Raw genomic sequence first — 26433 nt, 5'->3', positions numbered from 1 at the left:
CATCGTTGGGGTTCAAGTCCCCCCTTGCGCACAGAGAAGAAAAACCCGTTTCCTTTTGAAGGAAGCGGGTTTTTTTGTTGCCTGCGGTTTCCTGTGCCCTCTGGAGTTACTTGGCCTGCCCTCGTGTGCTGGTGGTGCCGCGGCACCCTGTGCGGCTCAATAAATAGAATACACATACTAATAAATATAGAATATGTGTACTAGTATGTGGGTATGAAAGCAGTCCTTATATCTAAGATTCGCGCACTGCAGCCGCTGCATCTGCCTCTGCCGCCCACGCTGATACCCGCCGGCTTCCCCTCGCCGGCGCAGGACTACCAGGCCACCAGCATTGACCTCAATGAACTTCTCATTAGGGATAAAACTTCCACCTATATCTTCCGCGTTACTGGCTCGTCCATGGTGGATGCAGGCATAGCGGACGGTGATGAAATTGTGGTGGATCGCTCCATCACCCCTGTGCCCGGGGACGTCGTGGTCGCCAGCCTGGACGGTGAATTCACCGTTAAACGCTTCATCATCGACCGGCAGGGTCAGGGTTGGCTCACCCCCGAAAACCCTCAGTACCCCGCACTGCGCATAGAAGCCCTCTCAGACTTCACGATCTTCGGGGTGGTGACCAGGAGCATCCACCATGTGCGCTGATACCCCAAGAACCCTCATCTTTCACGTGGACATCAACTCCTGCTACACCTCCTGCGAAAAGCTGCTGGACCCCTCCATCGGTAACCGCCCGGTGCTCGTCCTTTCTAATAATGACGGGTGCATTATTTCGCTGGACGCCGCCGCGAAGGATCTGGGCTTCATCATGGGCCAACCCTGGTTCACCGTGCAAGAGAAAGCAAAAGAGCTGGGGGTAGTAGTACGGTCATCGAACTACGAGCTTTATGGGGACATCAGCCACCGAGTCATGCTGCTGCTGGAGAGCTACGCCCAGGAATTTGAGCAGTACAGCATCGACGAAGCCTTTCTCACCATCACCGCCAGCCTGCCCCAAGCACGGGCCCTGGCCCGTCGGATCAAGGAGGATTTGGCGCGCAGAGTTGGCGTGCCGGTTTGTGTGGGGGTGGCGGCGTCCAAGACGTTAGCTAAGCTGGCCAATAGAACAGCCAAGAAAATACCGGCTCTCAGGGGTGTCTGCGTGTGGGACGCCCTGCCGCCCCAGCGGGTGGATGCCTTGTTGAGCACCCTCCCTGCAGGAGAAATATGGGGTGTGGGGAGCAGGGGTGCTCAAAAACTAGCGGGTATGGGAATTCTCAGTGTCAAAGACCTGAAAGAGGCCTCGCTGGGGCTGATTCGCAAGAGGTTTTCGGTGGTGCTCATGCGCACGGTGCTTGAACTGCGCGGGGTAAGAGCGATTGAGCTTGAACCTGAGCGGGTTTTTAAAGATCAGATGATGTATTCCCGCTCTTTTTCTGACCCGGTAACCAGCGAAGACACTATGCGCCAGGTTCTGAGTATCTATGCCCAGCGTGCCTCTGGACGTCTGGCCAAGAGCGGGCAGGTTGCTGGGTTAGTCAGCGCTTTTTGTTCGACCTCCCGCTACGCCGCAGGAGGTTTTGTACGCGCTGACGTGCAGGTGAAACTGCCTGCGCCTACCGCTGACCCTATTATTCTCACTCAGGCCTGCGCCCAACTGCTGGAGCGCGCCACCTTTGGGGCGGTGAGGTACGCAAAGGCAGGGGTGGTGGTCAGTGACCTGACGCCGGCTGGCGCTACTGCTCTGCTAGACCCCTTTGCCCTCAGCCACGAAACCCGTGATATCGCTGGTTTGGTGCACAGCATCAAAGAAAAGTGTGGCCCGCGCTCTCTGGGAGTTGGGTACGGGGGGCTGGCCCAATCACCTGCCTGGGAAATGAAACGCGAGATGCTTTCCCGACGCGGCACGACCCACTGGGCAGAACTCCCGGTCGCTGTCATCAAGTAATTCTCGGCGCGGGCGCGCCACCTGCGTGTAGCTACAGCACATGCTGGTCTAATAGAACTTAGATTTTAGGTGAAAACAATAGACCGCCCATGGCGTGGACGGTGATGGGCAAGGAGGGCGGTTTATGCCGACATCCAGGGGGCAGGAGCTGCCTTTAATCGTGCAGAAGGGTGCCGGGGCGTCCTTACCCGCTCAAATCGTGGAGCAAATACGCCCGCTCATCGAGACGGGAGTGCTCAAAGCTGGTGACCTGCTGCCCTCAAGTCGAGATTTAGCCCGCCAACTGGGTGTCTCCCGCGGCACGGTGGTTTTCGCTTATGAGCAGCTCATCGGTGAGGGCTACCTGCAAGCCGGTCACGGGGGCACCAGGGTGGACGCTCACCTGCGGCACCGGCGCCTAAGCCCACACAACTCCGGCCAGAGAAATTCGGTTCTTGACCCTGAATCGGGTAAAAACGCATCTGTTGCGACCGCTGTAACCGCCGGTATGCCAGCTACCGCACCCGGTCAATCTGCCGTAACCCCCGAAGAGCACCCCGCGCCTCTTCGGCACGGCGTCATTAGCCTCTTGCCTGGCGCTCCTGACACCACCCTTCTTGCGACCACCGAGTGGCGTGCCGCCTGGCGTCGTGCGGCCGCCAACCCCGCTGATGGCTACCCAGCAGCAGGATCCACCCAACTGCGCACCCACATTACCGAGCATCTGCGCCTCACCCGCTCAGTTCTGCGCTCACCTGACGACGTGCTAGTCACTGCCGGTGCCCGCGAAGGCTTCCGCCTCTTACTCACCCTCTTACGCCGCCGTGTGCGCAACCGCCCCTTGCGCATCGCGGTGGAAAACCCTGGCTACCCCTCCCTGCACCGCATTCCACAGGCCTTCGGTCACACCGTTATCCCCATTCCCGTGGACGAGCAGGGGCTTGACCCGCAATATCTACCGACTGGCGTCCAGCTACCGGACATCGTTCTCGTGGCCCCCAGCCACCAGTACCCCCTCGGGGCCTCTATGCCCGCTGCGCGCCGCCTCGAACTGCTGGAATGGGCCCGCACTCACCAGGTGCTTATCGTGGAGGATGACTACGACTCCGAACTGCGCTACACCGGCGACCCCCTACCCGCCTTGGCCGCCATGGACCGACCCGCTCACCACACCCACCCCGCAGGTGGTGGGGACCGTGTTATCACGCTGGGCTCCTTCGCCAAAGTGCTCACCCCGGGCCTTAACCTAGGATTTTTAGTGATGCCCAGACATCTGCGCGATGACCTACTCCACCTCCGCGCTGACCTGGGTAACCCGGTACCAGCCCTGGTTCAGGACGCCGCTGCTGATCTGCTAGCAGTCGGTGGGGTGCGCCGCCATATCGCCCGCATGCGCAAGGTCTACCGCGCTCGCCGAGCCCTGGTGGTTGAACAGCTAGGCGACCTGCCCGGGGCAGACATTCTGCCCATGGACGGCGGTCTGCACGCGGTCTTACAACTACACTCCACTGCTGATGGGGAGGCTGATCTAGTGGAGCGGGCTGAAGGTGCAGGGGTGCTGGTTGCGCCCTTGGGCTCCTACTGGTCGGCCCCTGCCGGGGTGGAGGTCTCAGAGGTAAGCGAGTCGAAAGGTGATGAGCTTACCACCGCTCCGTTACCCCTGAAAGGGGTTGTCATAGGTTTTGGTGGAATGAATGACCGGAAACTGGCAGAAGGGCTACAGCGCTTGCGCCGCGTCCTCTGATGCCCCTGTAAAAGTTGATACCCTTAGCACCACTGGCGCGCCCTTAGAGTGCACTCACTATATGCCTCACACCGCCCGAACGTGAGAGGCCACCCGGGTTCGCTACACTGGAACGGTGACTCACGAAACTGATGCCCCCACCCCCGTACCAGACCGCCGCTTAGCTGCTGCTCTGGCAGCTCCCACCGCCACCCACGCTCTGGTTTTTCTCATCTTTGGGCTGGTAACGGTCTTCTGGCAGGAACCCACCCTCACCGTTATCACCGTGATGCTTACTGCCTACCTGCTGGCTTACGGCGCGGCGTCCTTCTTTACCTCCCGCGCCCTCTTGCGTGAGGGGGATGACCAGAATAGTCAGGTCTTCACCTCCATCGCAGGCATTCAGGCAGGTGCCGGTGTGCTGGTGCTTCTGCTGCCGCGTGGGGAGTTCTGGCTGACTCTGGTGGTGTGTGTGGCTCTGGGCCTCACCGGCGTGTTGAAAATGCTGGCGGGTATGCGCACCAAAGGACACAACCCGGCAGCCCGTGACTGGCAACTTGAAGGTGCCATCATCACCATATTTGCCGCCGCTCTGCCGGTAGTGTCAGAAATCGGGGACAAGGCCATTATGGGCACCGCCGGTGCTGGTGCACTTATTGCCGGTGTCTTTGTCATGATTGGTGCTCTTACCCTGCGCTCCGCAGGTAAAGGTGTCTAGGTTACCTCTGCAACTTGTCCCCGCGGTCAGGCAAAAAACAGTTTGACCCCGTAGACTGGTCTGAGCACATTTTCAGGAGGAATTAGACGTGACTCAAAAGCCTGGCTCAGAAGAGCGCGGTTTCAAAGCCCAGGTGCGCGGGCCCCTTATCATCGCCTTTGTTCTGGCGATAGTGGCTTTTTTGTGCACCTTCATTTTTGCGACCGGCGGCACCGATAACGCACCTCAGCTGGTGCTGGCTCTCACGGTTGCCGGCGCAGTTTTTGTGGTTACTCTGGTCATGTGCGCCACTCTCATTTTGGTGGAGAAGCCCAATGATCCCTCACTGGGTGAGGGCACCGGTGTGAACCGGTCCTCCGCTAAGCTCTACGCCGAGGCGCGCGCCCGCCGCGAAGCTGAAACCAAACGTCGTGAGGCCGAAGAAAAAGAGCGTCTGGCCCGCAAAATTGATGAAGCGAACGCCGCCAAGGACGCCCAACAGGGCGTGTCCAAACCCGGCCAGTAGGAACCTGCGTTTAGCTGTTGTTCCACCGGGACATGCGGCGCTTAGCTGTTGAAGTTTCTTTGCCGATAGGCTCAACTCCTAGAGCTTTACCGAGGCCAAAGTTAGGCATATTGAGGTAAATGCTTTCGCGAGCTGGCGCAGAAACCTGATAGGTTTCATGCCATAGGCCTACATGATGGTTGGCTTTCTGGGTGAAGTTTCGCCAGGCCTGGACGTGGGGTGCTTCTGTGAGTGAAGCGAAATCCTGCAAGGCTTCGGGGCTTTCCCAGTACTGTACCGCTAGGATGGTGCGTTTCACCCAGAGCTCCTGACCAAGGAAACCGGTTTCAGGGTGTTGCTCTAGGTATTTCACCATCTTCTGATAAGCCCTCATGACAGGGACGTAAGCATCCGGCCGCAGAGGTGAGTTAATGCGCACGCCTAGCATGAAGACAGTGACATCTTGCGATGCTGATGAGGTAAAACGTCCGAGATTAAGACCTTGCACGATATTCTCCTTGTGCTTCATCAGTGTTTAAATAACACTGTTATTAAATAGCCTAGTGATACTCTTATGGGGTGTCAAGACCAACTATGTATGGAGCTGAGTACCACCAAAAAATCGTCGTGGCAGCAGCGCAAATTATTGCCGATGAAGGCTTGAGCCACCTTTCTTTAAGGACGGTTGCTCGCAAGGTGGGAGTTTCTACGACAGTTATCTACTCACTGATTGGAAACCGAGAAGACTTGATTGAAGCAGTCTCTCGCGAGGCCCGAGGCTCATTTGTGCGCGAACAGCGAGCGGTAGGTTGTACCGAGAATGTTCTGGTAGACCTCAAGAATCTAGGGCGCGCTTACCGCCGGTGGTCTCTTGAAAACCCAGCTCTCTACAGTGTGATGTTTGGAGGCTACTTTGGCCCCCAGGAGATTGACCGGGAGCCGATAGCCCCCTTGGCGGATGCGGTTCACCGCATTCATGCTCAGGGTAGGTTAAAAATAGAGGACCCCTGGCAGGCCGTCTGGGCTTTCTGGTCGGCAGTCCACGGGGCAACGACTCTCGAAATTGCAGGTGGCTGTGTGATGGTTGGGGGGCAAAGTGAAGAGAGCTTTGAAGTCATCCTTGAGGGCATGGTGCGGGGGTTGGTGAGCGCCTAGCGCCTGCAGATGCGGATTGCTGATCCCCCAAACCTTGAGGTGGGCGAAGCGGTGCGCGTCATAAGTTGGGGTGTGCTTCAGGGAGGATTAGAGTGGAGATAAGGAAACCGCGCAAGGTTGCGCATCCACCGCAAAGGAGCACCCCGTGAGCAAGAAGGACAAGAAACCCCAGGCTAAGAAAGAGAACGCCCAGAAGACTCTGGTAAAGACCCCCAAGAGCGTTCGGCGTTCCTCTGGCAAGGTGCAAGAAATCTTTGCCCAGGCAACTAAAAAGCACCTCGCCCAGCACGGGGATGAAAAGAAAGCCAAGAAAGCGGGCAAGGAGGCCCTGAAAAAGAAGGGCTACCAGAAGACCGACGGCATATGGGGCAAGTCTGCTGCTGAAGAGAATGCCAAGAAGTCTGACAAGAGCCCCGAGAAGGGCGCTGCAAAGAAGTCTGATAAGAAAGCCGAAAAGCTTAAGGGCGAGAAGAAATCTGACCAGGATACTAAAAACGCTAAGGGTGCCGCGCAGCTAACGGACCAGAAGCCTGGCAAGAAAAGCGGCAGAAAAGGCGCTGAAAAAGCTGCCGAACAGCAGCTAGAGCCTAAACCCTCTAAAAAGGCTAAGAAAGCTAAGAAGAAGAAAAAGAAGATTCAGCGTGAGAACCAAGGGCCCCTGAAGGCCGCCACTAACTCTCTGGATATTGAGACCCTTCTGGGTGAGGATATCCCCGATGAGAACATGTACAGCTCCGCAGATGTAGAGGTTGAACCAGAGGTAGACCTAGATGAAATGGAAGACCTGGTGGATGCTGAAGATCCCGTCGAACCGCTGGATGAGCTAGCGCTTGCAGAGTTCGACCGGGAGTTTGCTGAGGAAGTCGCTGACCTGGAAGAAGTTGAGCACCCCGGCGCCCCCTCGGGCGCCGAGGCCCCCGCTCAGCGTCGCCCCATTGAGGTTTTTACCCGTCAAGAACTCTACGAAGAGGCTAAAGAGCTGGACATCCCGGGCAGGTCAAGAATGACCAAGCAGCAACTTTTTGATGCTATCGAAGAGGCAACCGCCTAGCACCATTGCCTAACGATGAAAGGAGCCGGGGCTCGCAGTGATCTGCGGGCCCCGGCTCTTTAGGGGAGGCTGGGGTGCTTAGATAAAGACCCTATCGAAGTAGTCCGCGATACCTTCACAATCGGTGAGGGGCAGTACAGCGCCGACATACTGGTCGGGGCGCACAATCACTACGGCACCTTCGCGGCTGATACCGCGCTGTTCAAAGATATCCTCGCCGGGCAGGGTGCAGTAGATGTTCTCCCAGTATTCCACCTGGCGGCTACCCACCAGCGGGCGGAAAGCTGCCGGGGCGTCGGTGGTTTCGAACTCGGTGTGCAGATGCTGGTAGGTGACCAGGGGCTCGATGCGGGTATCAAAACCGGAACCGTCTGGCCGGTGCTTGATGAAGGGAGAGCGGGCGTCCTGAGTCAGGAAGTCGCTCAGCGCCTTCACCTTTGACTCGTCGGACGCGGGGTGGGCGGCATCGGCAAAAACGTAGAGGCGGTAGCGGCCATCGGCGGCAGCGTCGTGGCCCAAGAAGCGGGGGTAGGCGTTCTCGCGGCGATTGACGCGGGCGGCACGGAAGCGTTTGCCCACGGTGTAGCCAGTTGCCAGGCTCTGGTGCTCGGTGCCTCCGGTAATCATCGAAGGCTTGTACTCGGTCATGAAGCCAGCAGGGAACTCGGCAGTTTTGACGTAGAACTCCTCCAGGTATTCGGGGCTGGGTAGTTCCTCTGCCGGGGTTGCCATGAGGGTTGACCACTCTTTATCGAAGTCAATGAGGTTCTTGGCGATTTCCTGGCGCTCTCCGGAGTAGGTGTCCAGCAGGGTTTCGGGGGCGCGTCCGCTGAGCACATGCCCTAGTTTCCAAGAGATATTGAAGCCGTCCTGCATGGAGACGTTCATACCCTGACCTGCCTTAGCGGAGTGGGTATGGCAGGCGTCCCCGGTAATAAAGACGCGGGGAGTGCGGGTGCCGCGCTCCTCGGTGTCTACATCGTCAAAGTGGTCGGTGAGGCGGTGGCCAACTTCGTAGACTGAGTGCCAGGCAACGTCTTTCACGTCAATACTGTAGGGATGGTAGATGGCGTTAGCGCGGTTGATGATTTCTTCGATGGGGGTGTTGCGCACCGCGTGGTTGTCGTTCAAGGGAACTTCCCCCAGGTCAACGTAGATACGGGCCAGGTGGCCGCCCTCGCGGGGGATGTGCAGAATAGAGCCGTTCTTGGAGCTAATTGCACACTTCATGCGCCAGTCGGGGAAGTCGGTGTTGGCAACAACGTCCATAACACCCCAAGCGTGGTTGGAGGCGTCCCCGGCAAGAGTGCGGCCAATGGCTTTGCGGACGCCGGAGCGGGCGCCGTCGCACCCAATGACGTACTTGGCGCGCACGGTGCGCTCTTCACCTTCGCGTTCACCGGCGGTGTGGCGCAGGGTGACCTTGACGGGGTACTCCTCACCCTGTTTAACGGTGAGAGTGATGAATTCGATGCCGTAGTCGGGGGTGATGCGGCCGGGGGAGCGCAGGGCGAAGTCGGCAAAGTAATCCAGTATGCGCGCCTGGTTGACAATGAGGTGGGGGAATTCGCTGATGTCGTGCGGGTCGTCGATGGGCCGGGCAGTGCGCACGATGTTCTCGGGATGGGTGGGGTCCGGCTTCCAGAAGCTCATTTCGGTGATGTGGTAGGCCTCGCGGATGATTTCTTCGGCGAAGCGGAAAGCCTGGAAAGTTTCAACGGAGCGAGCCTGGATGCCGTCTGCCTGGCCTAGTTCTAAGCGGCCGTTGCGGCGCTCGATGATGCGAGTGTTAATCTCGGGAAATTGCGAGAGTTGGGCTGCAGCGATCATGCCGGCGGGCCCTGAGCCGACGATGAGAACGTCCATGGTTTCGGGGAGTTCGGTGGAACGGTCAATGCCGTAACCGGCGGCGTCTTGGATGCGTGGATCGCGGGAGACGTAGCCGTTGTGATGAAAATGCATGGTGCTCCTAGAAGGGCGGGGTGCGACACTGCACCCGGCAGGTATGTGATGGGTAACACTTGATTTGAATCATATACGATGTCCAAAATCGTGACAAGAGTCGATCGCATTTGTTTTTGCATCCTACAGCGTGCACCAGTACGGCAGGGGGTACAGCCCCCATGCCGAGCAAGAGGTGACCGGATTTTTTCTCATCGAGCCGCATGTTTTCTGGCCAGATGAGAAATCTGGTCACCGTGGTACAACCTCTGGTCACTCTGGTGAGATGGGCGTTCCTTAGATGCCTCGCCCCGGGGTCAGAATACCCGCCGGGTCTAGGGCTGCTTTGATAGCGCGTCCGGCGGCAAGGGTTGCCGGGGTTAGTTGCTCTTCCAGGGCGTGCAGTTTTGCTGAACCTATGCCGTGCTCGCCAGTCACCGTGCCACCCAGTTCCAGGGCTACAGCAGAAATCTGTGCCAGAACCGCCTCGGCGGACTCGGTTTCCTCACCCTGGGCGCCCGCGTAGACACTGGGGTGTAGATTACCATCCCCGGCGTGGGCGGTAATGAGCACGGGTCTGCTGGTAGCTTCGGAAATCTCCTGAATGCGCCGTATGAAGTGCGGTAGTTGAGGCACCGGGACGCCAGCGTCCCCCAATACCGTGAAACCTTCGGGGTAGATGGAGCTAAAGACCAGCCTGCGGGCTTCCATGAGGGAGAGACCTTCTGCTGTCTCGGTGAAACTAGCTCCCTGTTCGGCGCATATGCTTGCTGCCTGTGCGGCGTCTGTCTGAGCACTGGTTCCGGTGCAGAGACCCATCAACAGTCCGGCACCCGGTGCGGTGAGCCCCGCCCCGTGGTGCTTATTAATGAGTTGCACGATGGTGTGGTCGATCAACTCCAGGCTCTCTAAATTCAGCCCACTCTTGGTGAGAGCCAGCACCGCTGTGCCGGCGTCCTCTAGGGAGTCGTAGGAGGCGGCAAAGGTGTAGGGGGTGCCCTCTGGGAGGGGTTTGAGGCGTACGGTTGCGCGGGTGATGACGCCCAGAGTGCCCTCAGACCCCACAAAAAGTGGGGTCAGGTTGAGCCCGGCAACGTTCTTGATGGTCCGCGCACCTGTCTGAATGACCTCCCCGCTGGCTAGTACCACCTCAAGGGCTGCTACCGAATCCGCGGTCACCCCGTGCGCCAGGCAGCGCAGCCCACCGGCGTTGGTGGCGATGTTGCCGCCCACGGTTGAGGTGGTGGCGCTGGCGGGGTCCGGGGCAAAGAAGAGCCCTTGTGCCTGGGCGGCGGCATCTAGGGTGGCGGTCAGGACGCCAGGCTGGACGTCGGCAAGCCGCCCGGCGGCGTCGATGCTCAGCTCGGTCATGGCTTCGGTGCTGATGACTAGCCCACCATCGTAGGCTGCTGCCCCGCCCGCTAGACCGGTGCCTGCCCCTCGCACCGAAACTGGTAGCTGGTGGGCGCTTGCAAGGTGCAGGATTGCAGATGTATCGGCGGTGGTGCGAGGGAGAAAAACCGCCAGCGGGCGCCCGGACGCCGCTTGGGAGGCGTCTGTCAGATAGGGGGCTATATCATCATCGCTGGTCAGTGCTGGGCACCTAAGGTGTTTGATGAGGGTGGTGATATCACTGGTCATGGGTGCCTTCTCAAGATTTTTCCGTGCGCTCTATTGCTGTGATGTGAGTTACTTTGCTAGTGTAAGAAAATGATATACGATTTGGAATCAGATTCAAGAGCTTAATGAGGAGCCTTCATGACTGAAGCACCCAAGGCAACCGGCAAAGACGCCGCTGTCGTCCCGGTTACCCCCGGCAAAATCATTGCGGTTCACGTTGCCTACGAATCACGTGCAGCCCAGCGCGGGCGCCGCCCCTCCCAACCTTCCTATTTCCTGAAGCCCACCAGCTCCCTGGCGGGTTCCGGTGCCACTGTTGAACGCCCGGCAGGCACCGAACTGCTGGCCTTCGAAGGTGAAATCGCCCTGGTTATTGGCAAGCCCGCCCGCCGCGTCAGCGCAGACACAGCCTGGGATCACGTCGCCGCCGTCACCGCCTCCAACGACCTGGGTATCTATGACTACCGCCCGGCAGATAAAGGCTCCAACGTACGCTCCAAGGGGCGCGACGGCTACACCCCCCTGGGCCCCGGCCTCATCGACGCCCGCACCATCACCGAAGACCAGCTACGCGTACGCACCTGGGTCAACGGGCAACTAGTGCAAGAAGACGTCACCGAACCGGCGAACATGATTTTCCCCCTCTCTCAGTTCGTCGCTGACCTCTCCCAGCACATGACCCTGGAAACCGGCGACGTCATCCTCACTGGAACCCCGGCAGGCTCATCCGTCATCGCCCCCGGTGACACCGTAGAAGTTGAAGTGGACGCCCCCGTAGCACCGGGTGCACCCACCTCCGGCCGCCTGATGACCCACGTCATCGAAGGCCCCGGCGACTTCGACCCCGCCCTGGGCACCCTGCCCGCCACCGACGAAAAGCAGACCGAAGAAGCTTGGGGATCCCGCGAAGCTGCTGGCCTGCCCCCGGTCGCAGAAGAAGAACCCGTGCTCACCGACCGCCTGCGCCGCCTGCTCACCGCAGTGCCCACCGCAGGGCTCTCAGCTCAGCTACGCGCTCGCGGTCTGAATAACGTGGTCATTGAGGGCGTCTACCCTCAGACCCCCGGCACTATTATGGTCGGCACCGCCAAAACCCTACGCTTCGTGCCCAACCGTGAAGACCTCTTCACACACCACGGCGGCGGCTACAACGCCCAGAAGCGCTGCTTTGACGCAGTGGGCGAAGGCGAAGTGATTGTGATTGAAGCCCGCGGTGAAAGCGGCTCGGGCACACTGGGTGACATCCTTGCCCTACGCGCCAAGGGCCGCGGCGCTGCCGGCGTGGTGACCGACGGCGGTGTACGCGACTACGCGGCGGTCAAGGAAATCGGCCTACCCGTCTTCACGCAGGGTGCCCACCCCGCCGTCCTGGGCCGCAAGCACGTGCCCTGGGAATATGATGTGGCAGTCGCCTGCGGCAACGCCACCGTGCTCCCCGGTGACATTATTGTGGGCGATGATGATGGCGTTATCGTGATCCCCCCGCACCTGGCACTTGAAGTTGCCGAGGCCGCCTACGCCAAGGAACACGAGGACGCCTGGGTCGCCGAGCGTGTGGCAGAAGGCAACCCTGTGGACGGGCTCTTCCCACCCACCGGCATCTGGAAGGAAAAATTCACTACCTGGCTGGCTGACAACCCACCCGCTGACCTCTAACCCACCCCACCCTTACCCTCCTCAACCACAAGGAAGCTCATGAGCACCGCAGTAGCCTCACCCTCCGCCCCCGGCGGAGAGAGTTTGTCTAAAGCCCAAATCGCCTACACCTGGGTGCGCGAACGCATCGTCTCAGGGGATTATGCCCCCGGCCACCGTCTAGTGCTCTCAACCCTGGCAGCAGAACTGGACATGTCGGTGGTGCCCGTGCGTGAGGCCATCCGGCAGCTAGAAGCTGAGGGGCTTGCCAATTTTGAACGCAACGTGGGCGCACGCGTCGCCATGATTGACGAGGCCCGCTACGTGGAGAGTATGGAGGCGCTCGGCATCCTAGAAGGTGCTGCTACCGCCATGGCGCTGAGCAGTATCAGCGAGGAAGACCTAGCCCAGGCACAGGATCTCAATGATCAGCTGCGCGTTACCCTAGAGGACTTTGACCCCAAAACCTTCACTGAACTCAACCACCGCTTTCACAACGTGCTGACCTGCCGCTGCCCCAACGAACGCCTGATCGAACTGGTCAACGCGGAATGGGAAAAGCTGGGGCACCTGCGAGAATCAACCTTCTCTTTTGTGCCCGGCAGAGCGGCGGAATCGGTAGCCGAACACCAGCGCATCCTGGACCTCATCGAGAACCGAGCAACCTCAGCCCAGGTGGAAGCCGCAGTGCGAGAACACCGGTCCGCCACCCTCGCTAGCTATCTTGCAGCACACCCCAACCACCCCTAAACCCCACAACTTACCCCCAGCCCACTTGAACAAAGGAGTTACCCGTGAGCGACTACACCAACGAAACCGGCCAGCCAACAGGTCTACCTGAGAAAATTCAGCACTACATCAACGGTACGTTCGTTGACTCCATTGACGGCGATACCTTTGAGGTGCTCAACCCCGTCACCAACCAGCCCTACATCACCGCAGCAAGCGGCAAGAAGGAAGACATCGAAGCAGCCGTTGCAGCAGCTAACGACGCCTTCAAGAACGGCCCCTGGCCCGGCATGCTACCCTGCGAACGTGCCCGCGTCCTGACCAAGATCGCAGACATTGTAGAATCCCGCGAGCAGCAGCTAGCAGAAATGGAATCCTACGACTCCGGCCTGCCCATCACCCAGGCAAAGGGCCAGGCACGCCGCGCCGCAGAAAACTTCCGCTTCTTCGCAGATCTGATCGTCGCCCAGTCTGATGACACCTTCAAGGTGCCCGGCCGCCAGGTCAACTACGTCAATCGCAAGCCCATCGGTGTAGCCGGTCTGATTACCCCCTGGAACACCCCCTTCATGCTGGAATCCTGGAAGCTGGCACCCGCCCTGGCCACCGGCAACACCGTGGTGCTCAAGCCCGCAGAATTTACCCCACTCTCAGCCTCCCTGTGGGCAGGAATCTTTGAAGAAGCAGGTCTGCCCGCAGGTGTCTTCAACCTGGTTAACGGCTTTGGCGAAACCGCAGGTGACGCCCTGGTCAAGCACCCCGACGTCCCCCTGATCTCCTTCACCGGTGAATCCAAAACCGGTCAAATCATCTTCGCTAACTCCGCCCCCTTCCTGAAGGGCCTTTCCATGGAACTGGGTGGCAAATCACCCGCCGTTGTCTTTGAGGACGCAGATCTAGAGACCGCCATCAACGCCACCATCTTCGGTGTCTTCTCCCTCAACGGTGAACGTTGCACCGCAGGCTCCCGCATCCTGGTTCAGCGCAGCATCTATGACGAGTTTGTGGAGCGCTACGCAGCCCAGGCCAAGCGCGTCAAGGTTGGCCTTCCCTCAGACCCCGCCACCGAAGTCGGCGCCCTGGTTCACCCCGAACACTTCGAAAAGGTCATGTCCTACGTCGAAATCGGCAAGACCGAAGGCCGCCTGGTCGCCGGCGGCGGCCGCCCCGAAGGCTTTGAAGAAGGCAACTTTGTGCAGCCCACCGTCTTTGCCGACGTCGCCCCCGACGCCCGCATCTTCCAGGAAGAAATCTTCGGCCCCGTCGTCGCCATCACCCCCTTCGACACCGATGAAGAAGCCCTGGAACTTGCCAATAACACCAAGTACGGCCTGGCCGCCTACATCTGGACCTCCAACCTGCAGCGCGCCCACAACTTCTCACACGCAGTCGAAGCGGGCATGGTCTGGCTCAACTCCAACAATGTGCGCGACCTGCGCACCCCCTTCGGCGGTGTCAAGGCATCCGGTCTGGGCCACGAAGGCGGCTACCGCTCCATCGACTTCTACACCGACCAGCAGGCAGTGCACATCAACCTGGGCGAAGTACACAACCCTGTCTTCGGCAAAGCCGACTAAAACACACCCCCCTCGCCCGGTTCGCCGCAACGTAGCGCCGCACCGGGCACCCACAGAAAGCGAAACCACATGTCACCCACCTTTGTTGACTACCCCGTCATCGAACCCGACGCCGACGCCCCGGACGTGCTGCGCTGCGCCTCCATGGAACTCGTGGTCACCGACCTCGAACGCTCCCGCAACTTCTACGTTGATGTGCTCGGTCTGGTCGTCACCGAAGAAGACGAGAACACCATCTACCTGCGCTCCATCGAAGAGTTCATCCACCACAACCTGATTCTGCGCAAGGGCGAGACTGCCGCCGTCGCAGCCTTCTCCTACCGCGTGCGCACCCCCGAAGACCTGGACAAGGCAGAGAAGTTCTACTCCGCCCGTGGCTGCCAGGTACGCCGCAACAAGGACGGCTTCGTCAAGGGCCTGGGCGACTCCGTACGCGTCCAAGACCCCCTCGGCTTCCCCTACGAATTCTTCTACGACGTCGAACACGTAGAACGCCTAGCCTGGCGCTACGACCTGCACACCCCCGGCGCCCTCGTTCGCCTGGACCACTTCAACCAGGTCACCCCCGACGTCCCCACCGCCGTCAAGTACATGGAAGACCTCGGCTTCCGCGTCACCGAAGACATCCAAGACGAAGCTGGCACCGCCTACGCCGCCTGGATGCGCCGCAAGCCTACCGTCCACGACACCGCCATGACCGGCGGCGACGGCCCCCGCATGCACCACGTTGCCTTCGCAACCCACGAAAAGCACAACATCCTCGCCATCTGCGACAAGCTCGGTGCCCTGCGCATGTCCGACGCCATCGAACGCGGCCCCGGCCGCCACGGCGTCTCCAACGCCTTCTACCTCTACCTACGCGACCCCGACGGCCACCGCGTCGAAATCTACACCCAGGACTACTACACCGGCGACCCCGATAACCCCCGCGTCACCTGGGACGTCCACGACAACCAGCGCCGCGACTGGTGGGGCACCCCCGTCGTACCCTCCTGGTACACCGACGCCTCCCGCGTGCTGGACCTCGACGGCAACCTGGTACCCCTGGTAGAACGCACCGACGACTCCGAAATGGCACAGACGATCGGCGCTGACGGCTTCTCCTACACCCGCGCCGAAGACGGCGACGAGTCTATGCCGGACTGGAAGAAGGGCGAATTCAAGCTGGGCAACCAGCTGTAGACATCGAAATAGACAAATCGGAGCTTCGCGATATGCTCTAGCCGACTGACCCTCTCACGGGTTCGCTAGCGCTCACGCGTGATTCACGCCAGCCCCGAGCCAGCCGGCTGCAAGCATATCCCCGCATCCCTCCCGCTGGTTGCCGGACCTGTAGGTGAATGGGCGCGCGCTGTACGTCAGCTGGCTGGGTCTGGCATGAATCACGGCGAGCCCCCCAGGGCGAGACGTGAGAGGGTCAGCTGACGGAAGCGCGTCCATTCACCGTTCAAGAACTGTGTACCCTCGCCCACCCGCCGTCCTAACAGAAGGAAACCTCATGCTCACTGAAGAAGAACTCACTAAAATCGCTGATAACCTGGCTGAGGCTGAGGCCAACCGCACCATGATTCCGCGGCTGACCGCCACCTACCCTGAGATGACCGTGGAGGACTCTTACGCGGTGCAAAACACCTGGCGTGCCCGCGGTGAAGCTGCGGGGCGCCGGTTGGCGGGGCGCAAGATTGGTCTGACCTCCAAGGTGATGCAGGAGGCTACCGGTATCACTGAGCCTGACTACGGTGCAATTTTTGCTGACCAGATATACGAGAACGGGTCGATCATTGAGCACAGCCAGTATTCCAATGTTCGTATTGAGGTGGAACTGGCCTTCGTTCTCAAAGAGGACTTAGTAGGCCCCAACGTCACCATTTTTGATGTGCTGCGAGCAACCGAATATGTGGTCCCGGCACTTGAAATTCTCTCCTCACGAATTGAGATGGAGGGGCGTACCATCGTGGATACCATCAGCGACAACGCTGCTCTGGGTGCCATGGTGGTGGGCGGTAACCCGGTTGACCCGGCATCCGTCGACCTGCGCTGGGTTTCTGCCCTGCTCTACCGCAACGAGACCATCGAGGACACCGGCGTGGCAGCTGCCGTGCTCAACCATCCCGCCAACGGCGTGGTCTGGTTGGTGAATAAGCTGGCGGCGCACGGTGACAGTCTAAAGGCTGGCGAGATTATTCTGGCGGGCTCCTTCACCAAGCCCATGTGGGTTCACCCCGGCGATACCGTGCACGCAGATTACGGTGATTTGGGAGCCATCACATGTCGCTTCGTCTAAACCCGCCCCTCGCCCACACCCTCGATACGCTAGGACGCCCGTTGGTGGGCATGTGGGTCTGTTCAGGCTCGCATGTGGCGGCTGAGATTTGTGCCGGTTCTGGCTTTGACTGGTTGCTGATTGATGGTGAGCACGGTGTTCTCAGTGTGGAAACCACCCAGCAGCTTTTGCAGGTCACGGCGGCCTACCCGGTGCACACTATGGTGCGCCTACCCCAGCTCGATACTGCCACCATCAAGCAGTTTTTGGATGCCGGTGCCCAGAACATTTTGATTCCCATGGTGGACGATGCCCGGATGGCGCAGGACGCCGTTGCGGCCACCCGCTACCCTCCGGCGGGGGTGCGCGGTGTGGGCTCTGCCCTCTCCCGCTCTGCCCGTTGGGGTGGCGTCGCCGGTTATCTGACCGATGCTGAGCAGTACATTTCGCTCTTTGTGCAGATTGAATCTGCCGCGGCAGTGGCCAATGCCCGCGAGATTTGTGCCGTCAAAGGGCTGGCGGGCGTCTTTGTGGGGCCTTCAGATTTGGCGGCTTCCATGGGCCTGCTGGGCCAGCAGAACCACCCGGACGTAGTGGCGGCGGTTAAGAGCGTCATCACGGTGGCGCACGAAGCTGGTATCAAGGTGGGTCTCAACGCCTTTGACCCGGCGCAGGCAGAAGACTACCTGGCTGCCGGTGCTGATTTTATTCTGGTGGCCGCTGACGTGCAGCTGCTGGCTCTGGAGTCTAAGAAGCTGGCAGCTCAGTTCATTGATTCAGCCGCAGGTGGCTCGGCGGACGTGGGCTACTAGCCCGGTTACCCCGCGGTACCTGCCCTCCCACCGTCCCTACGGTGTAAAAAACTTCACTGGCATGTTCTCACTCCATGCCAGTGAAGTTTTCGCTTACATCGAGTGAGAGCGCGGGCGAGCCGGGGTTAGATTCCCCTAAAGACCGGCTTGCGCTTCTCTGTGAAGGCTGCGAAACCTTCGGCGTAGTCTGCTGAGTTGCAGAGGTCGCCTTGGGCGCGGTTCTCTGCCTCAACGGACTCCCAGAGCCCCACGCGCTGATCACGCACCTGCGCCACCAGCTGCTTGGACGCCAGGAAGGCACCGGTTGCGCCGGCAGCCACGCGGGCTACCTTCTCACGGGTAAAGTCCAACAGTTCAGTGGCAGGCACCGCCCGGCTAAAGAGCCCCGCGGCAACAGCTTCAGCACCAGAGATTAGGTCGGCGGTATAAATCAGGTCTAGGGCACGGTGGGCACCCAGACGCTCCACAAAGAGGGCATGCCCGCCAGAGTCCAGGGTTGCCCCCAGGTTGGCAAAGGGTGAGCCAATCTTGGCGTTTTCAGCCACGTAGACTACGTCCGTGGCAATCGCCAGACCCAGCCCCACACCCAGGCAAGCGCCCTGCACCGCGGCGAAGGTAGGGGCAGGGAAGGCGCTCATCTTCTGCAGTAGGGGAGTCACCTTATGAGAGAGGTATCCGTAGGCGTCGTCTTCAGCAGGCACCAGCCCGGCGATGTCACGCCCGGCGCAGAAACCCCTGCCTTCACCGCGCAAGAGCAGGGCGCGGGCGCCTGCCTCAGCTGCCTCGTCATAGGCAGCTGAAAGGTCAGCGAGGGCAGTCTCATTGAGAGAGTTCATTTTTTCGGGGGCGTTCAGCACCACCTCGGCAACGTTGTCGGTGATGGTCAGTTCAATCATGCTCATGGCTGTTCCTAGGCGTCGAAGTCTACGGTGACCTTGTCGGTGCAGGGGCGAGCCTGGCAGGTCAGAACGTAGCCGGCGTCCACCTCGTCCTTTTCAAGGGCGTAGTTCTCTGCCATTTCAACCTCACCATCAACCACTTTGGCGCGGCAGGTGCCACACACACCGCCGGCGCAGGCGAAGGGCACGTCGGCACGGACGCGCAGGGCAGCGTTCAGGATGGTTTCGTTCGCTGAGACGGGGGATTCCACAGAACCGCTGGTACCGTCCAAGGTGAAGGCGATGGAGTAGTTATTGCCGCCGGGGTCAACCTCAACAGCCTTGCCGTGCTGACCGGCAGGAGTCTCGGGGCGGCCGGTCGTGAAGAGCTCAAAACGTACGTTTTCTTCGGGGACGCCGCGCTCCGCCAGGGTGTCGCGGCAGAGCTGAACTAGCTCGAAGGGGCCGCAGAGGAACCACTCGTCAGCCTTGTCCACCTGAATCACGTAATCGAGAATAGCGTTGAGTTTTTCGTCGTCAATGCGACCGCTCATCAGTGGGTTGACGCGCTGTTCGCGGGAGAGCATGTGGTGCACCGCAAAGCGGGTGGGGTACTTGTCCTTGAGGTCGCCCACTTCTTCAGCGAACATGACATCCAGGGCTGACTTATTGGCGTAGACCAGGTCAAAGGTGCTGTTTTCGCTGGCTTTCAGCACGGTGCGGGCAATGGCTATGATGGGGGTGATACCTGAGCCTGCTGCGAAAGCAACCATGTGCTCCCCGCCTGCCGCCTTGGCGTCATCAGCAATTTTCTGGGGTTCATTCAAGCTGGTGATGTTGCCCTTGGAAACGAAAGCGCCCTGGGGGTTCATGACATCAATCTGGTAGCCGGCGCTTAAGGTGTCGTTGGCCCAGTTAGAGAAAAGGCCGCCCAAGTCGCGCTTAATAGCCACTCGGATTTCACCGGGGACGGGCTCAGCACAGATGGAGTAGGAGCGGCGTACCTCCTGACCGTCAATGGTGGCACGCAGGGCGACGTACTGGCCGGGAGCGTAGTTGTAATCCTCTACCAGGTGCTCGGGCACCTCGAAAGTGACCTCTACCGAATCCTTGGTCAGGGGGCGTACCTGGCTGACGGTCAGAGTGTTGAAGGACGCCCGGCGGCGCGCTGTCTCAGTCATGGCTTTTCTCTTATCTGTGCGTTCTGTGAAGAGGTTCAGCTAGTGAACCTTGAAGTAGTCAAAGGGTTCCTGGCAGTCGCGGCAGCGGTAGAGCGCCTTGCAGGAGGTGGACCCGAAACGGGTGAGTTCTTCGGTAGCCAGGGAGTGGCAGCGGGGGCACTTGACGGCCATGCCCAGGTGGACGGGGCCTGCTGCAGCTTTGCCGGTGGGAGGGGCAATACCGTAGGCCTCAAGCCGTGCCTTACCTGCTTCACTCATCCAGTCGGTGCTCCACGCCGGTGAGAGAACCAGCTGCACTGCGGGTTCTGGTATCTGGTGCTGGGCAAAGACTCTGCGGATGTTGCTGGTGATAGCGTCCATGGCGGGGCAACCGGAGTAGGTGGGGGTGATGACCACCTGCGGCACCCCGTCCTCGCTGTAGTAGGCGGCCCGAAGAATCCCAAGGTCAGCAATTGAAAGCACAGGAATTTCGGGGTCTGCCACGTGCGCCGCAGTTTCCCAGAGGGCGGCGTCTGAGCCAACAGGTGCGGGGACGCTGCTCTCGGTTTCTAGGGCCGGGGCGCGGTAGCCAGAATCAGTATCAAAACCAAAACTGAAATCAACACCGGCGCTTGCCTCTTCGCTGCTGCGCACGCGGGTCACCTCCTTGTGACGGGACGGGGTGGGGCGGGTTTACCAGGTGGCGCCGGGGTGGGCGCGTGCTAGAACCTGCAGTTCGGTCAGAATGTGACCGCGGTGTTCACTCATGACACCGGATCGGTCGCCACCGCGTGCCTGGGGCACGTCGGGCACCTGCAACTGTGCTTCTGCGATGGTGGCATGCAGACGCTCCTCAAAGCGTGCGCGCAGGGTGGAGGGAACCACGGCAACACCGGGCAGTTCTGCTACGGGTTCAAAGTCGTAAAAGAGCTCATCGATGTAGGGCCACATGTAGTAGAGACCCTCCTGCAGGCGGCGGTTGGCTTCCTCGGTACCGATGCCCAGGCGCAGTGCCCAGGCGGTGGCATGATCCTGGTGGTACTCCACCTCTTTGAGGGCCTTGGCTGCGATGGCTGCCAGGGTGGGGTCCTCAGACTTCATCAGCTCGGTGTAAAGCTCGTACTGGTAGTAGCTGAAGATGAGCTGGCGGGCGATAGTCTGCCCGAAATCACCGTTCTCCTGCTCCGCCAGACGAACCGAACGGAACTCTTCTTCATCACGGAAGTAGGCTAAATCGTCCTCGGTCTTACCCCAGGCGGTGCCTGCGTAGGTGAGGAAGAAGCGGGCGTGGCCAATCAGATCCAGGGCAATGTTGCCCAGAGCGATGTCTTCCTCCAGCTCGGGTGCGCGCGAAATCCAGTGAGCTAGTCGCTGGCCCAGCATCAGGGCGTCATCACCCAGTGCCAGGGCGTATCGGGCTACTGCTTCACTCGCCTGCACACCTGAGGTCGCGATGTCTTCAGCGATGATGGATTCGCCCTCGCTGTGGCGGGTCGCTGATTCGAAGGAAGCGTAGCTCACAGGTGCTTCACCCCTTCGCTCTTGGTGTAGTACGTGGCGTGGCGGTAGCTCTTGCCCTGAGCTGACTCAAAGAAGCCGCCCTTGGAGTCGGGGTCCGATGCCAGGATCGCTTCTGCCGGGACAACCCAGACGCTGGTGCCCTCATTACGGCGGGTGTAGAGGTCACGGGCGTTACGCAGTGCCATGGTGGCATCGGGTGCGTGCAGTGAACCTGCGTGCACGTGGGACAGGCCGCGGGATGACCGTACGAAGACCTCCCAGAGGGGCCACTCGTTGGATTCGGGCAGGTGTGTGATGTTCTCTGACATGGTTATGCTCCCATGAGTTCTGCGTGCTGTTCTGCGTTTTTGCGGGCGTATTCGGCGGCTGCTTCGCGCACCCAGGCGCCTTCGTCGTGAGCTGCACGGCGGCGCTGCATGCGCTGGACGTTGCAGGGGCCTTTGCCCTGGATGACGGAGTGGAATTCGTCCCAGTCCAGCGGCCCATAGTCGTAGTGGCCGCGTTCTTCGTTCCACTTGATGTCCGGGTCAGGCAGGGTCAACCCGAGAGCTTCAGCCTGGGGAACCATCATGTCCACGAAACGCTGGCGCAGCTCGTCGTTAGAGAAGCGCTTGATGTTCCAGTTCATGGACTGCTGGGAGTTAGGGGAGTCGGCATCTGGGGGGCCGAACATCTGCAGGGCGGGGCCGTAGAAGCGGTTGACGGCGTCCTGTGCCATCTTCTTCTGCGCCTCGGTGCCGTGGGAGAGCTCGTAGAGGATCTCCCAGCCCTGACGCTGGTGGAAGGACTCTTCCTTACAGATACGAACCATAGCGCGGCCGTAGGGGCCGTAGGACGCACGGCAGAGGGGCACCTGGTTGCAGATAGCGGCGCCGTCCACCAGCCAGCCGATAGCACCCATGTCTGCCCAGGTGCGGGCGGGGTAGTTGAAGATGGATGAGTACTTGGCGCGACCCTCTAACAGCTGCTCGTTGAGGACGTGGCGGGGAGTGCCCAGGGTCTCTGCGGCGGAGTAGAGGTAAAGACCGTGACCGGCCTCGTCCTGCACCTTGGCCATGAGAATAGCCTTGCGCTTGAGCGAGGGAGCGCGAGTAATCCAGTTGGCCTCAGGCTGCATGCCGATGATTTCGGAGTGGGCGTGCTGGGAGACCTGACGGGTGAGGGTCTTGCGGTATTTCTCGGGCATCCAGTCCCGGGGTTCTACGCGAGAATCCTCAGTGATGAGAGCGTCGAAGTAGGCCTGCTCAGCTTCATGAGAGGCGCCGGCGGCAGGTGCGTCTGCGACCGGTGAAAGGGTGGGAGTCTTCTCTGTTGAAGTCATGAAAGTTCCTTGTGTGATGAGAAGGGGAAACCCCTGCACCAATAATTACTGACCGTTCGTTCAGAATATATATTTATGTAACTGGCGTCAAGTAAAGACCTAGAGACTGCATGACTTATTTCTACCTACCTCTACCGTCCGCCGGGTGCCTTGGGTAGCCTGGGGTTCATGCCCAATGTGAGTTGGTGCACATTTAGAGAAGAGGAGGCTTCGATGACGAAGCAGCTAACCCACTACGTCGGCGGCGCCCACCGTGAAGGTGCCTCCGGCCGTTACGCCGATGTTTACAACCCCAGTACCGGGCAGGTGCAAGCTCAGGTGCCTCTAGCCAGTGCCGATGAAGTGCGCGAGGTTATTGCCAATGCTGCTAAAGCGCAGGCTGGCTGGGCAGAAACTAACCCGCAGAAGCGTGCCCGCGTCCTGCACCGTTTTGTTGACCTGGTCAATGAGAATGCCGATGAGCTGGCTGAACTGCTCTCACTAGAGCACGGCAAGACGATTGCTGACGCTCACGGTGACATCCAGCGTGGCTTGGATGTTGTCGAGTTCGCTACTGCTGCACCCCATCTGCTTAAGGGCGAGTACTCGGATGCGGTAGGCACCGGCATTGATGTCTATTCCATGCGCCAGCCCCTGGGCGTGGTTGCTGGCATTACCCCCTTCAACTTTCCCGCCATGATTCCCCTGTGGAAGGCCGGCCCCGCCATCGCTGCCGGTAATGCCTTCGTGCTCAAGCCTTCAGAACGTGACCCTTCCGTGCCCCTGCGCCTGGCAGAACTGTGGACCGAGGCTGGTCTGCCGGATGGCATCTTCAACGTGGTCAACGGCGATAAAGAAGCAGTAGACACCCTGCTGGACGACCCCCGCATCAAGGCGGTCGGTTTCGTAGGATCCACCCCCATTGCCCAGAGCATTTACGAGCATGCCGCCCGCACCGGCAAGCGTGCCCAGTGCTTTGGTGGCGCAAAGAACCACCTGATTATCATGCCGGACGCTGACCTGGACCAGGCAGCGGACGCCCTGCTGGGTGCTGCCTTTGGTTCTGCCGGTGAGCGCTGCATGGCGATTTCTGTGGCGGTGCCGGTGGGCCAGCAGACCGCGGACACCCTGGTGTCAAAATTGCAGGAGCGCATCGGTGGCCTGAAGGTAGGTCACAGCCTGGATCCCCAGGCTGATTTTGGGCCTGTAGTAGCTAAGTCGGCCTTGGAGCGCATCGAAGGCTACATTGCCGCCGGTGAGAAGGAGGGTGCCTCCCTGCTGGTAGACGGGCGCGGCGTCAAGGTGGAGGGCTACGAGGGCGGCTACTTTGTGGGCGCAACCCTCTTTGACCATGTCACCCCCGAGATGTCTATCTACCGTGAGGAAATTTTTGGCCCCGTGCTGACCGTGGTGCGCGCTGAAACCTTTGAAGAAGCGCTCGCCCTGCCCAGCAACCATGAGTTCGGTAATGGCGTTGCTATTTACACCCGCGACGGTGACACCGCCCGCGAGTTTGCCCGCCGCGTTGAGGTGGGCATGGTGGGCGTCAATGTGCCCATTCCTGTGCCCATTGCCTACTACACCTTCGGTGGATGGAAGGCGTCTGGCTTTGGTGATCTGAACCAGCACGGCCCCGATGCTTTCCGCTTCTACACCAAGACCAAGACGGTGACCTCCCGCTGGCCCTCCGGCATTAAGGAAGGCGCCAGCTTTGTGATGCCGACCGGCAACTAGCCCCGATTCACGTGGAATAGAAGTGGCCCCCACCTTCGGGTGAGGGCCACTTTCTATATTTATAGACAGCAGTTTTCAGTACCGGCTAGAGCCTCCTAATCTCTTGATCTGGGTTCGGCTCTGCCCCTGGCTGTCCTAATCAGTAATCTCTATCCAGCATCGTCAGCGTTGTGTCACACATCTGCTTAATACCAGGAATCAAACGCTGTGCCAATTCACTCTTACCTAGAGCGGCTTGTTCCTCAAGGCATACTTTTTCTAAAGTTTGAGGAAGGTGGACGCACATATATTCAACAGTCTCGCGTAGTCGTTCTTCATTAACTCCAGTAGCCTGCGCGAACTTGTTCCAGTGTTTTCTCGTTATTTTTCCAAAACGGCGTTCCCCCCCAATCGCCATCGCAGCTTTCTCAAGACCATCATTCTTACCTGGAATGCCGTTACTCGAAAGGTGCTCATAGGGTATACCTGAAGCCACATCGTAAAAAGGTGCTAAACGGGTTACACCATCTGGCAGGTGTAGCAGTGAATAATTCTTTGCATGCGCGTCAGGAGCTCCTAGGAGATAGTTAGCGATGAGTCCTTGGATAAACGTTTCAGTATCTTCTTGAGGGCAAACTTGCTGCAATAGCCGAATGATTTGCACTGCCGAGGGTCCACCCGAAGATTCATATTTTTTCTCTGGTAAGGCAGAGAGCGCCTGGCATATATCTTCCTGATGTAGGCGGACGACAAATCCATTAGGGAGGCGTAGACGATCATATCTCTTAATAACGATGGCAGCTTGTTGACCAAACTCTTGGTAGCTGCTTTGAGCTACTGGGAGCCCGAGTTCTCCCAGCGCTCTAAGGCAGAGGTGTTCATTAAGTGCCTGATCTTTGAGGTCGTAAATTCCGGGTTTAAAAATGTGGGTAGTTGGCTGGGCGCCAGTAGCCTCATACCACTGTCCTTGATTGAAGTGGAGAGCAAACTTACTTTGAGCCCCCGCTAGTGACCAGCGTTCGCGGTCTGTCTGCCATGACTTTCCAGGTGTCGTGTTAAGGCGTTGGAGACGATTTTCTATGTCCTGACGTGATACGGGGATAAGCTCTCCCTGTAGATTAGGGTAATGTTCGATATCTTCAGGGGTAATGAACTGTACAGCTCCGGCGCACTCTAGCCCTATCTTTTCCAAGATGCCAAAGGGGTTTTTCCAGGAGGATAGATTGTATTCGCGAGCTAAGGATTGCCGGACTGATTCGCCTTCTGGGATGAGACCTTCGATGAAGGGCATGGTTTGCTTTTTGGGGTATGGGCTTTTTCTGTAGGGCAGGGCGACTGAGAGCTCCGCCGTTGGTTTTGCCTCTGTGATGTAGACCAGCTTTTTGGTGCCCGAGGAATCTTGTTGGAGTTCTGCAACAATCTGCCCATAGAGTGCGACATAAAGTTTTTTCATGGGAATCTTTACTCTGAAGAGTTGCCTGTTTTATTTTTCTGATTTTGCCGGTTGAGCGCTTGCGTAATCCCTGACGCTTGGCCAAAGTTCGGAACGCTGTTCTTGAGCATGTTGGTGATGTCATCGGATGGAGCCAGGGTAGTCATGAGATTTTGTAAGCTGTCTAGCCCGGGATTCTCCAACATGCTACTGATGGAATTTAGCTGGGTTTCGGTGCGACCTAAGGCTTCCTTTGTTGATTTTGCTATGGCTGCCTGTAACCCTTGTGTGCCATAGAATGTGGGAACCTTGTTCTCGCCAGTGTTGTGCTGGGGTGCGGATGGTTGTTCTGCTGATTGTCGCTCAAGTACCAGGTTGATATTCAAGGCCTCAAGAACATTTAATATTTTGTCGAACTCAGCCCGTTGCCGTTTTCCTTGCTCAACGCCGATGAGCCAGCTGCGGGATACTCCTGCTAGCGTGGCAAGAGATTCCTGAGTGAGGTTACGTTCTATCCGGGCGTCATGAATGAAAGCGCCGAGGGCGCGGGGGGACGAGATGATGCTTTTATCGCGTGCCATAGTGATGTTCCCCTAAATACTTTTCTTTAAAATGTACACGTTTGTAGACATTTAAAAAAGTCTACGAACATAAACATTTGAGATTTAGATTCCTAAGCCTCACTCACGATGAGGCTCTGACAGCACGCCAAGGAATCAGCGGGATACACAGCAGCATGCAAGCACCAATGATGCCGATAGCTGTGCGTGTGCCCAGCCATTCCACGAGTAAAGCCCCACTCAGCAGAAACACTG

At 59.2% G+C, this 26433-nt stretch carries 25 protein-coding genes; 14 read left to right on the top strand and 11 right to left on the bottom strand.

Annotation, left to right across the window (positions count from 1 at the left end; genetic code table 11):
* Positions 1-213: 213 nt before the first annotated feature.
* The 5 genes from M3668_RS04785 to M3668_RS04760 all read left to right on the top strand — a co-directional run bounded on the left by M3668_RS04785 (position 214) and on the right by M3668_RS04760 (position 4852).
* On the top strand, positions 214-645 hold the full coding sequence (locus tag M3668_RS04785; RefSeq protein ID WP_251379638.1) for a LexA family protein: 432 nt from the start codon (positions 214-216) through the stop codon (positions 643-645).
* Entirely contained in the window at positions 635-1927 is a 1293-nt protein-coding gene (locus tag M3668_RS04780; RefSeq protein ID WP_251379637.1) for a Y-family DNA polymerase, read from the top strand. Before M3668_RS04785 ends, M3668_RS04780 begins: the two co-directional genes overlap by 11 nt.
* A 124-nt stretch (positions 1928-2051) precedes the next feature.
* Positions 2052-3650 (top strand): MocR-like pyridoxine biosynthesis transcription factor PdxR, encoded by a 1599-nt coding sequence (pdxR, locus tag M3668_RS04770; protein ID WP_285835645.1) that lies wholly within the window; start codon positions 2052-2054, stop codon positions 3648-3650.
* A 115-nt stretch (positions 3651-3765) separates the two neighbouring features.
* Positions 3766-4347 carry a DUF308 domain-containing protein gene (locus M3668_RS04765; protein ID WP_251379636.1) on the top strand — a complete coding sequence of 194 codons (582 nt, stop codon included), beginning with the start codon at positions 3766-3768 and terminating at the stop codon, positions 4345-4347.
* Between the two features lie 88 nt (positions 4348-4435).
* The gene (locus M3668_RS04760) at positions 4436-4852 is read left to right on the top strand and encodes a hypothetical protein (protein ID WP_251379635.1); all 417 of its coding nucleotides are present in this window, start codon (positions 4436-4438) and stop codon (positions 4850-4852) included.
* Positions 4853-4862: 10 nt separating this feature from the next.
* Here M3668_RS04760 and M3668_RS04755 read toward each other — a convergent pair whose 3' ends face one another.
* On the bottom strand, positions 4863-5339 hold the full coding sequence (locus M3668_RS04755) for a DUF4188 domain-containing protein (RefSeq protein ID WP_251379634.1): 477 nt from the start codon (positions 5337-5339) through the stop codon (positions 4863-4865).
* 71 nt (positions 5340-5410) lie between these two features.
* Between M3668_RS04755 and M3668_RS04750 the strand changes: the two genes are divergently transcribed.
* Positions 5411-5986: a TetR/AcrR family transcriptional regulator gene (locus M3668_RS04750; protein WP_251379633.1), complete on the top strand. Its 576-nt coding sequence runs from the start codon at positions 5411-5413 to the stop codon at positions 5984-5986.
* Positions 5987-6131: 145 nt separating this feature from the next.
* Positions 6132-7037, top strand: coding sequence for a Rho termination factor N-terminal domain-containing protein (locus M3668_RS11115; RefSeq protein WP_251379632.1), 906 nt, complete (start codon positions 6132-6134; stop codon positions 7035-7037).
* Positions 7038-7115: 78 nt separating this feature from the next.
* On the opposite strand, the gene M3668_RS04740 is transcribed toward M3668_RS11115, so the two are convergent.
* Together M3668_RS04740 and M3668_RS04735 are read right to left on the bottom strand one after the other, a co-directional pair.
* The gene (locus M3668_RS04740) at positions 7116-8999 is read right to left on the bottom strand and encodes an FAD-binding monooxygenase (protein WP_251379631.1); all 1884 of its coding nucleotides are present in this window, start codon (positions 8997-8999) and stop codon (positions 7116-7118) included.
* Between the two features lie 276 nt (positions 9000-9275).
* Positions 9276-10619 (bottom strand): FAD-binding oxidoreductase, encoded by a 1344-nt coding sequence (locus M3668_RS04735; protein ID WP_251379630.1) that lies wholly within the window; start codon positions 10617-10619, stop codon positions 9276-9278.
* 117 nt (positions 10620-10736) lie between these two features.
* On the opposite strand from M3668_RS04735, the gene M3668_RS04730 reads away from it, so the two are divergent.
* The 6 genes from M3668_RS04730 to M3668_RS04705 all read left to right on the top strand — a co-directional run bounded on the left by M3668_RS04730 (position 10737) and on the right by M3668_RS04705 (position 17614).
* Positions 10737-12254: a fumarylacetoacetate hydrolase family protein gene (locus M3668_RS04730; RefSeq protein ID WP_251379629.1), complete on the top strand. Its 1518-nt coding sequence runs from the start codon at positions 10737-10739 to the stop codon at positions 12252-12254.
* A gap of 39 nt (positions 12255-12293) precedes the next feature.
* Positions 12294-12983 carry a GntR family transcriptional regulator gene (locus M3668_RS04725; protein ID WP_251379628.1) on the top strand — a complete coding sequence of 230 codons (690 nt, stop codon included), beginning with the start codon at positions 12294-12296 and terminating at the stop codon, positions 12981-12983.
* A 44-nt stretch (positions 12984-13027) separates the two neighbouring features.
* Positions 13028-14539 (top strand): 5-carboxymethyl-2-hydroxymuconate semialdehyde dehydrogenase, encoded by a 1512-nt coding sequence (gene hpaE / locus M3668_RS04720; RefSeq protein ID WP_251379627.1) that lies wholly within the window; start codon positions 13028-13030, stop codon positions 14537-14539.
* Positions 14540-14608: 69 nt separating this feature from the next.
* Positions 14609-15721 carry a 3,4-dihydroxyphenylacetate 2,3-dioxygenase gene (hpaD, locus tag M3668_RS04715; RefSeq protein WP_251379626.1) on the top strand — a complete coding sequence of 371 codons (1113 nt, stop codon included), beginning with the start codon at positions 14609-14611 and terminating at the stop codon, positions 15719-15721.
* A gap of 316 nt (positions 15722-16037) precedes the next feature.
* Positions 16038-16823, top strand: coding sequence for a 2-oxo-hept-4-ene-1,7-dioate hydratase (gene hpaH / locus M3668_RS04710; protein ID WP_251379625.1), 786 nt, complete (start codon positions 16038-16040; stop codon positions 16821-16823).
* Positions 16808-17614, top strand: a complete 807-nt coding sequence (locus tag M3668_RS04705; RefSeq protein WP_251379624.1) for an HpcH/HpaI aldolase family protein — start codon at positions 16808-16810, stop codon at positions 17612-17614. The genes hpaH and M3668_RS04705 overlap by 16 nt, the downstream gene beginning before the upstream one ends.
* 125 nt (positions 17615-17739) lie before the next feature.
* Here the strand turns inward: M3668_RS04705 and M3668_RS04700 are convergent, their stop codons facing one another.
* The 6 genes from M3668_RS04700 to paaA form a co-directional block, all read right to left on the bottom strand.
* Positions 17740-18510 (bottom strand): enoyl-CoA hydratase/isomerase family protein, encoded by a 771-nt coding sequence (locus tag M3668_RS04700; protein ID WP_251379717.1) that lies wholly within the window; start codon positions 18508-18510, stop codon positions 17740-17742.
* A gap of 14 nt (positions 18511-18524) precedes the next feature.
* Complete coding sequence (gene paaE / locus M3668_RS04695) at positions 18525-19673, bottom strand: 1,2-phenylacetyl-CoA epoxidase subunit PaaE (RefSeq protein WP_251379623.1); 1149 nt, start codon at positions 19671-19673, stop codon at positions 18525-18527.
* Positions 19674-19712: 39 nt separating this feature from the next.
* On the bottom strand, positions 19713-20156 hold the full coding sequence (gene paaD / locus M3668_RS04690) for a 1,2-phenylacetyl-CoA epoxidase subunit PaaD (RefSeq protein ID WP_251379716.1): 444 nt from the start codon (positions 20154-20156) through the stop codon (positions 19713-19715).
* Positions 20157-20345: 189 nt separating this feature from the next.
* Positions 20346-21173: a 1,2-phenylacetyl-CoA epoxidase subunit PaaC gene (gene paaC, locus M3668_RS04685; protein WP_251379622.1), complete on the bottom strand. Its 828-nt coding sequence runs from the start codon at positions 21171-21173 to the stop codon at positions 20346-20348.
* Positions 21170-21481: a 1,2-phenylacetyl-CoA epoxidase subunit PaaB gene (gene paaB, locus M3668_RS04680; RefSeq protein ID WP_251379621.1), complete on the bottom strand. Its 312-nt coding sequence runs from the start codon at positions 21479-21481 to the stop codon at positions 21170-21172. The genes paaC and paaB overlap by 4 nt, the downstream gene beginning before the upstream one ends.
* A 2-nt stretch (positions 21482-21483) precedes the next feature.
* On the bottom strand, positions 21484-22494 hold the full coding sequence (paaA, locus tag M3668_RS04675; protein WP_251379620.1) for a 1,2-phenylacetyl-CoA epoxidase subunit PaaA: 1011 nt from the start codon (positions 22492-22494) through the stop codon (positions 21484-21486).
* 213 nt (positions 22495-22707) lie between these two features.
* Between paaA and M3668_RS04670 the strand changes: the two genes are divergently transcribed.
* Positions 22708-24207 carry a CoA-acylating methylmalonate-semialdehyde dehydrogenase gene (locus M3668_RS04670; RefSeq protein ID WP_251379619.1) on the top strand — a complete coding sequence of 500 codons (1500 nt, stop codon included), beginning with the start codon at positions 22708-22710 and terminating at the stop codon, positions 24205-24207.
* Between the two features lie 139 nt (positions 24208-24346).
* Here M3668_RS04670 and M3668_RS04665 read toward each other — a convergent pair whose 3' ends face one another.
* Positions 24347-25639 (bottom strand): type II toxin-antitoxin system HipA family toxin, encoded by a 1293-nt coding sequence (locus M3668_RS04665; protein WP_251379618.1) that lies wholly within the window; start codon positions 25637-25639, stop codon positions 24347-24349.
* Between the two features lie 8 nt (positions 25640-25647).
* Complete coding sequence (locus M3668_RS04660) at positions 25648-26199, bottom strand: helix-turn-helix domain-containing protein (protein ID WP_251379617.1); 552 nt, start codon at positions 26197-26199, stop codon at positions 25648-25650.
* Positions 26200-26433 lie beyond the last annotated feature (234 nt).

The sequence above is a fragment of the Rothia sp. P100 genome (genome assembly GCF_023712425.1).
GTDB classification, from domain to species: Bacteria; Actinomycetota; Actinomycetes; order Actinomycetales; family Micrococcaceae; genus Rothia; species Rothia endophytica.
Note: the sequence above shows the minus strand (reverse complement) of the source record. Positions and strands in the feature narration are given on the sequence as shown.

What these genes read in the sequence shown, in the direction of transcription:
- hpaD (WP_251379626.1), top strand. Translation starts at nt 14,609, where the DNA reads ATGTCACCCACCTTTGTTGACTACCCCGTCATCGAACCCGACGCCGAC.
- paaB (WP_251379621.1), bottom strand. Translation starts at nt 21,481, where the DNA reads ATGTCAGAGAACATCACACACCTGCCCGAATCCAACGAGTGGCCCCTC.
- hpaH (WP_251379625.1), top strand. Translation starts at nt 16,038, where the DNA reads ATGCTCACTGAAGAAGAACTCACTAAAATCGCTGATAACCTGGCTGAG.
- M3668_RS04735 (WP_251379630.1), bottom strand. Translation starts at nt 10,619, where the DNA reads ATGACCAGTGATATCACCACCCTCATCAAACACCTTAGGTGCCCAGCA.
- paaE (WP_251379623.1), bottom strand. Translation starts at nt 19,673, where the DNA reads ATGACTGAGACAGCGCGCCGCCGGGCGTCCTTCAACACTCTGACCGTC.
- pdxR (WP_285835645.1), top strand. Translation starts at nt 2,052, where the DNA reads ATGCCGACATCCAGGGGGCAGGAGCTGCCTTTAATCGTGCAGAAGGGT.
- M3668_RS04785 (WP_251379638.1), top strand. Translation starts at nt 214, where the DNA reads ATGAAAGCAGTCCTTATATCTAAGATTCGCGCACTGCAGCCGCTGCAT.
- M3668_RS04780 (WP_251379637.1), top strand. Translation starts at nt 635, where the DNA reads ATGTGCGCTGATACCCCAAGAACCCTCATCTTTCACGTGGACATCAAC.
- paaA (WP_251379620.1), bottom strand. Translation starts at nt 22,494, where the DNA reads ATGACTTCAACAGAGAAGACTCCCACCCTTTCACCGGTCGCAGACGCA.
- M3668_RS04660 (WP_251379617.1), bottom strand. Translation starts at nt 26,199, where the DNA reads ATGGCACGCGATAAAAGCATCATCTCGTCCCCCCGCGCCCTCGGCGCT.
- M3668_RS04665 (WP_251379618.1), bottom strand. Translation starts at nt 25,639, where the DNA reads ATGAAAAAACTTTATGTCGCACTCTATGGGCAGATTGTTGCAGAACTC.
- M3668_RS04670 (WP_251379619.1), top strand. Translation starts at nt 22,708, where the DNA reads ATGACGAAGCAGCTAACCCACTACGTCGGCGGCGCCCACCGTGAAGGT.
- M3668_RS04740 (WP_251379631.1), bottom strand. Translation starts at nt 8,999, where the DNA reads ATGCATTTTCATCACAACGGCTACGTCTCCCGCGATCCACGCATCCAA.
- M3668_RS04700 (WP_251379717.1), bottom strand. Translation starts at nt 18,510, where the DNA reads ATGATTGAACTGACCATCACCGACAACGTTGCCGAGGTGGTGCTGAAC.
- M3668_RS04725 (WP_251379628.1), top strand. Translation starts at nt 12,294, where the DNA reads ATGAGCACCGCAGTAGCCTCACCCTCCGCCCCCGGCGGAGAGAGTTTG.
- M3668_RS04730 (WP_251379629.1), top strand. Translation starts at nt 10,737, where the DNA reads ATGACTGAAGCACCCAAGGCAACCGGCAAAGACGCCGCTGTCGTCCCG.
- M3668_RS04705 (WP_251379624.1), top strand. Translation starts at nt 16,808, where the DNA reads ATGTCGCTTCGTCTAAACCCGCCCCTCGCCCACACCCTCGATACGCTA.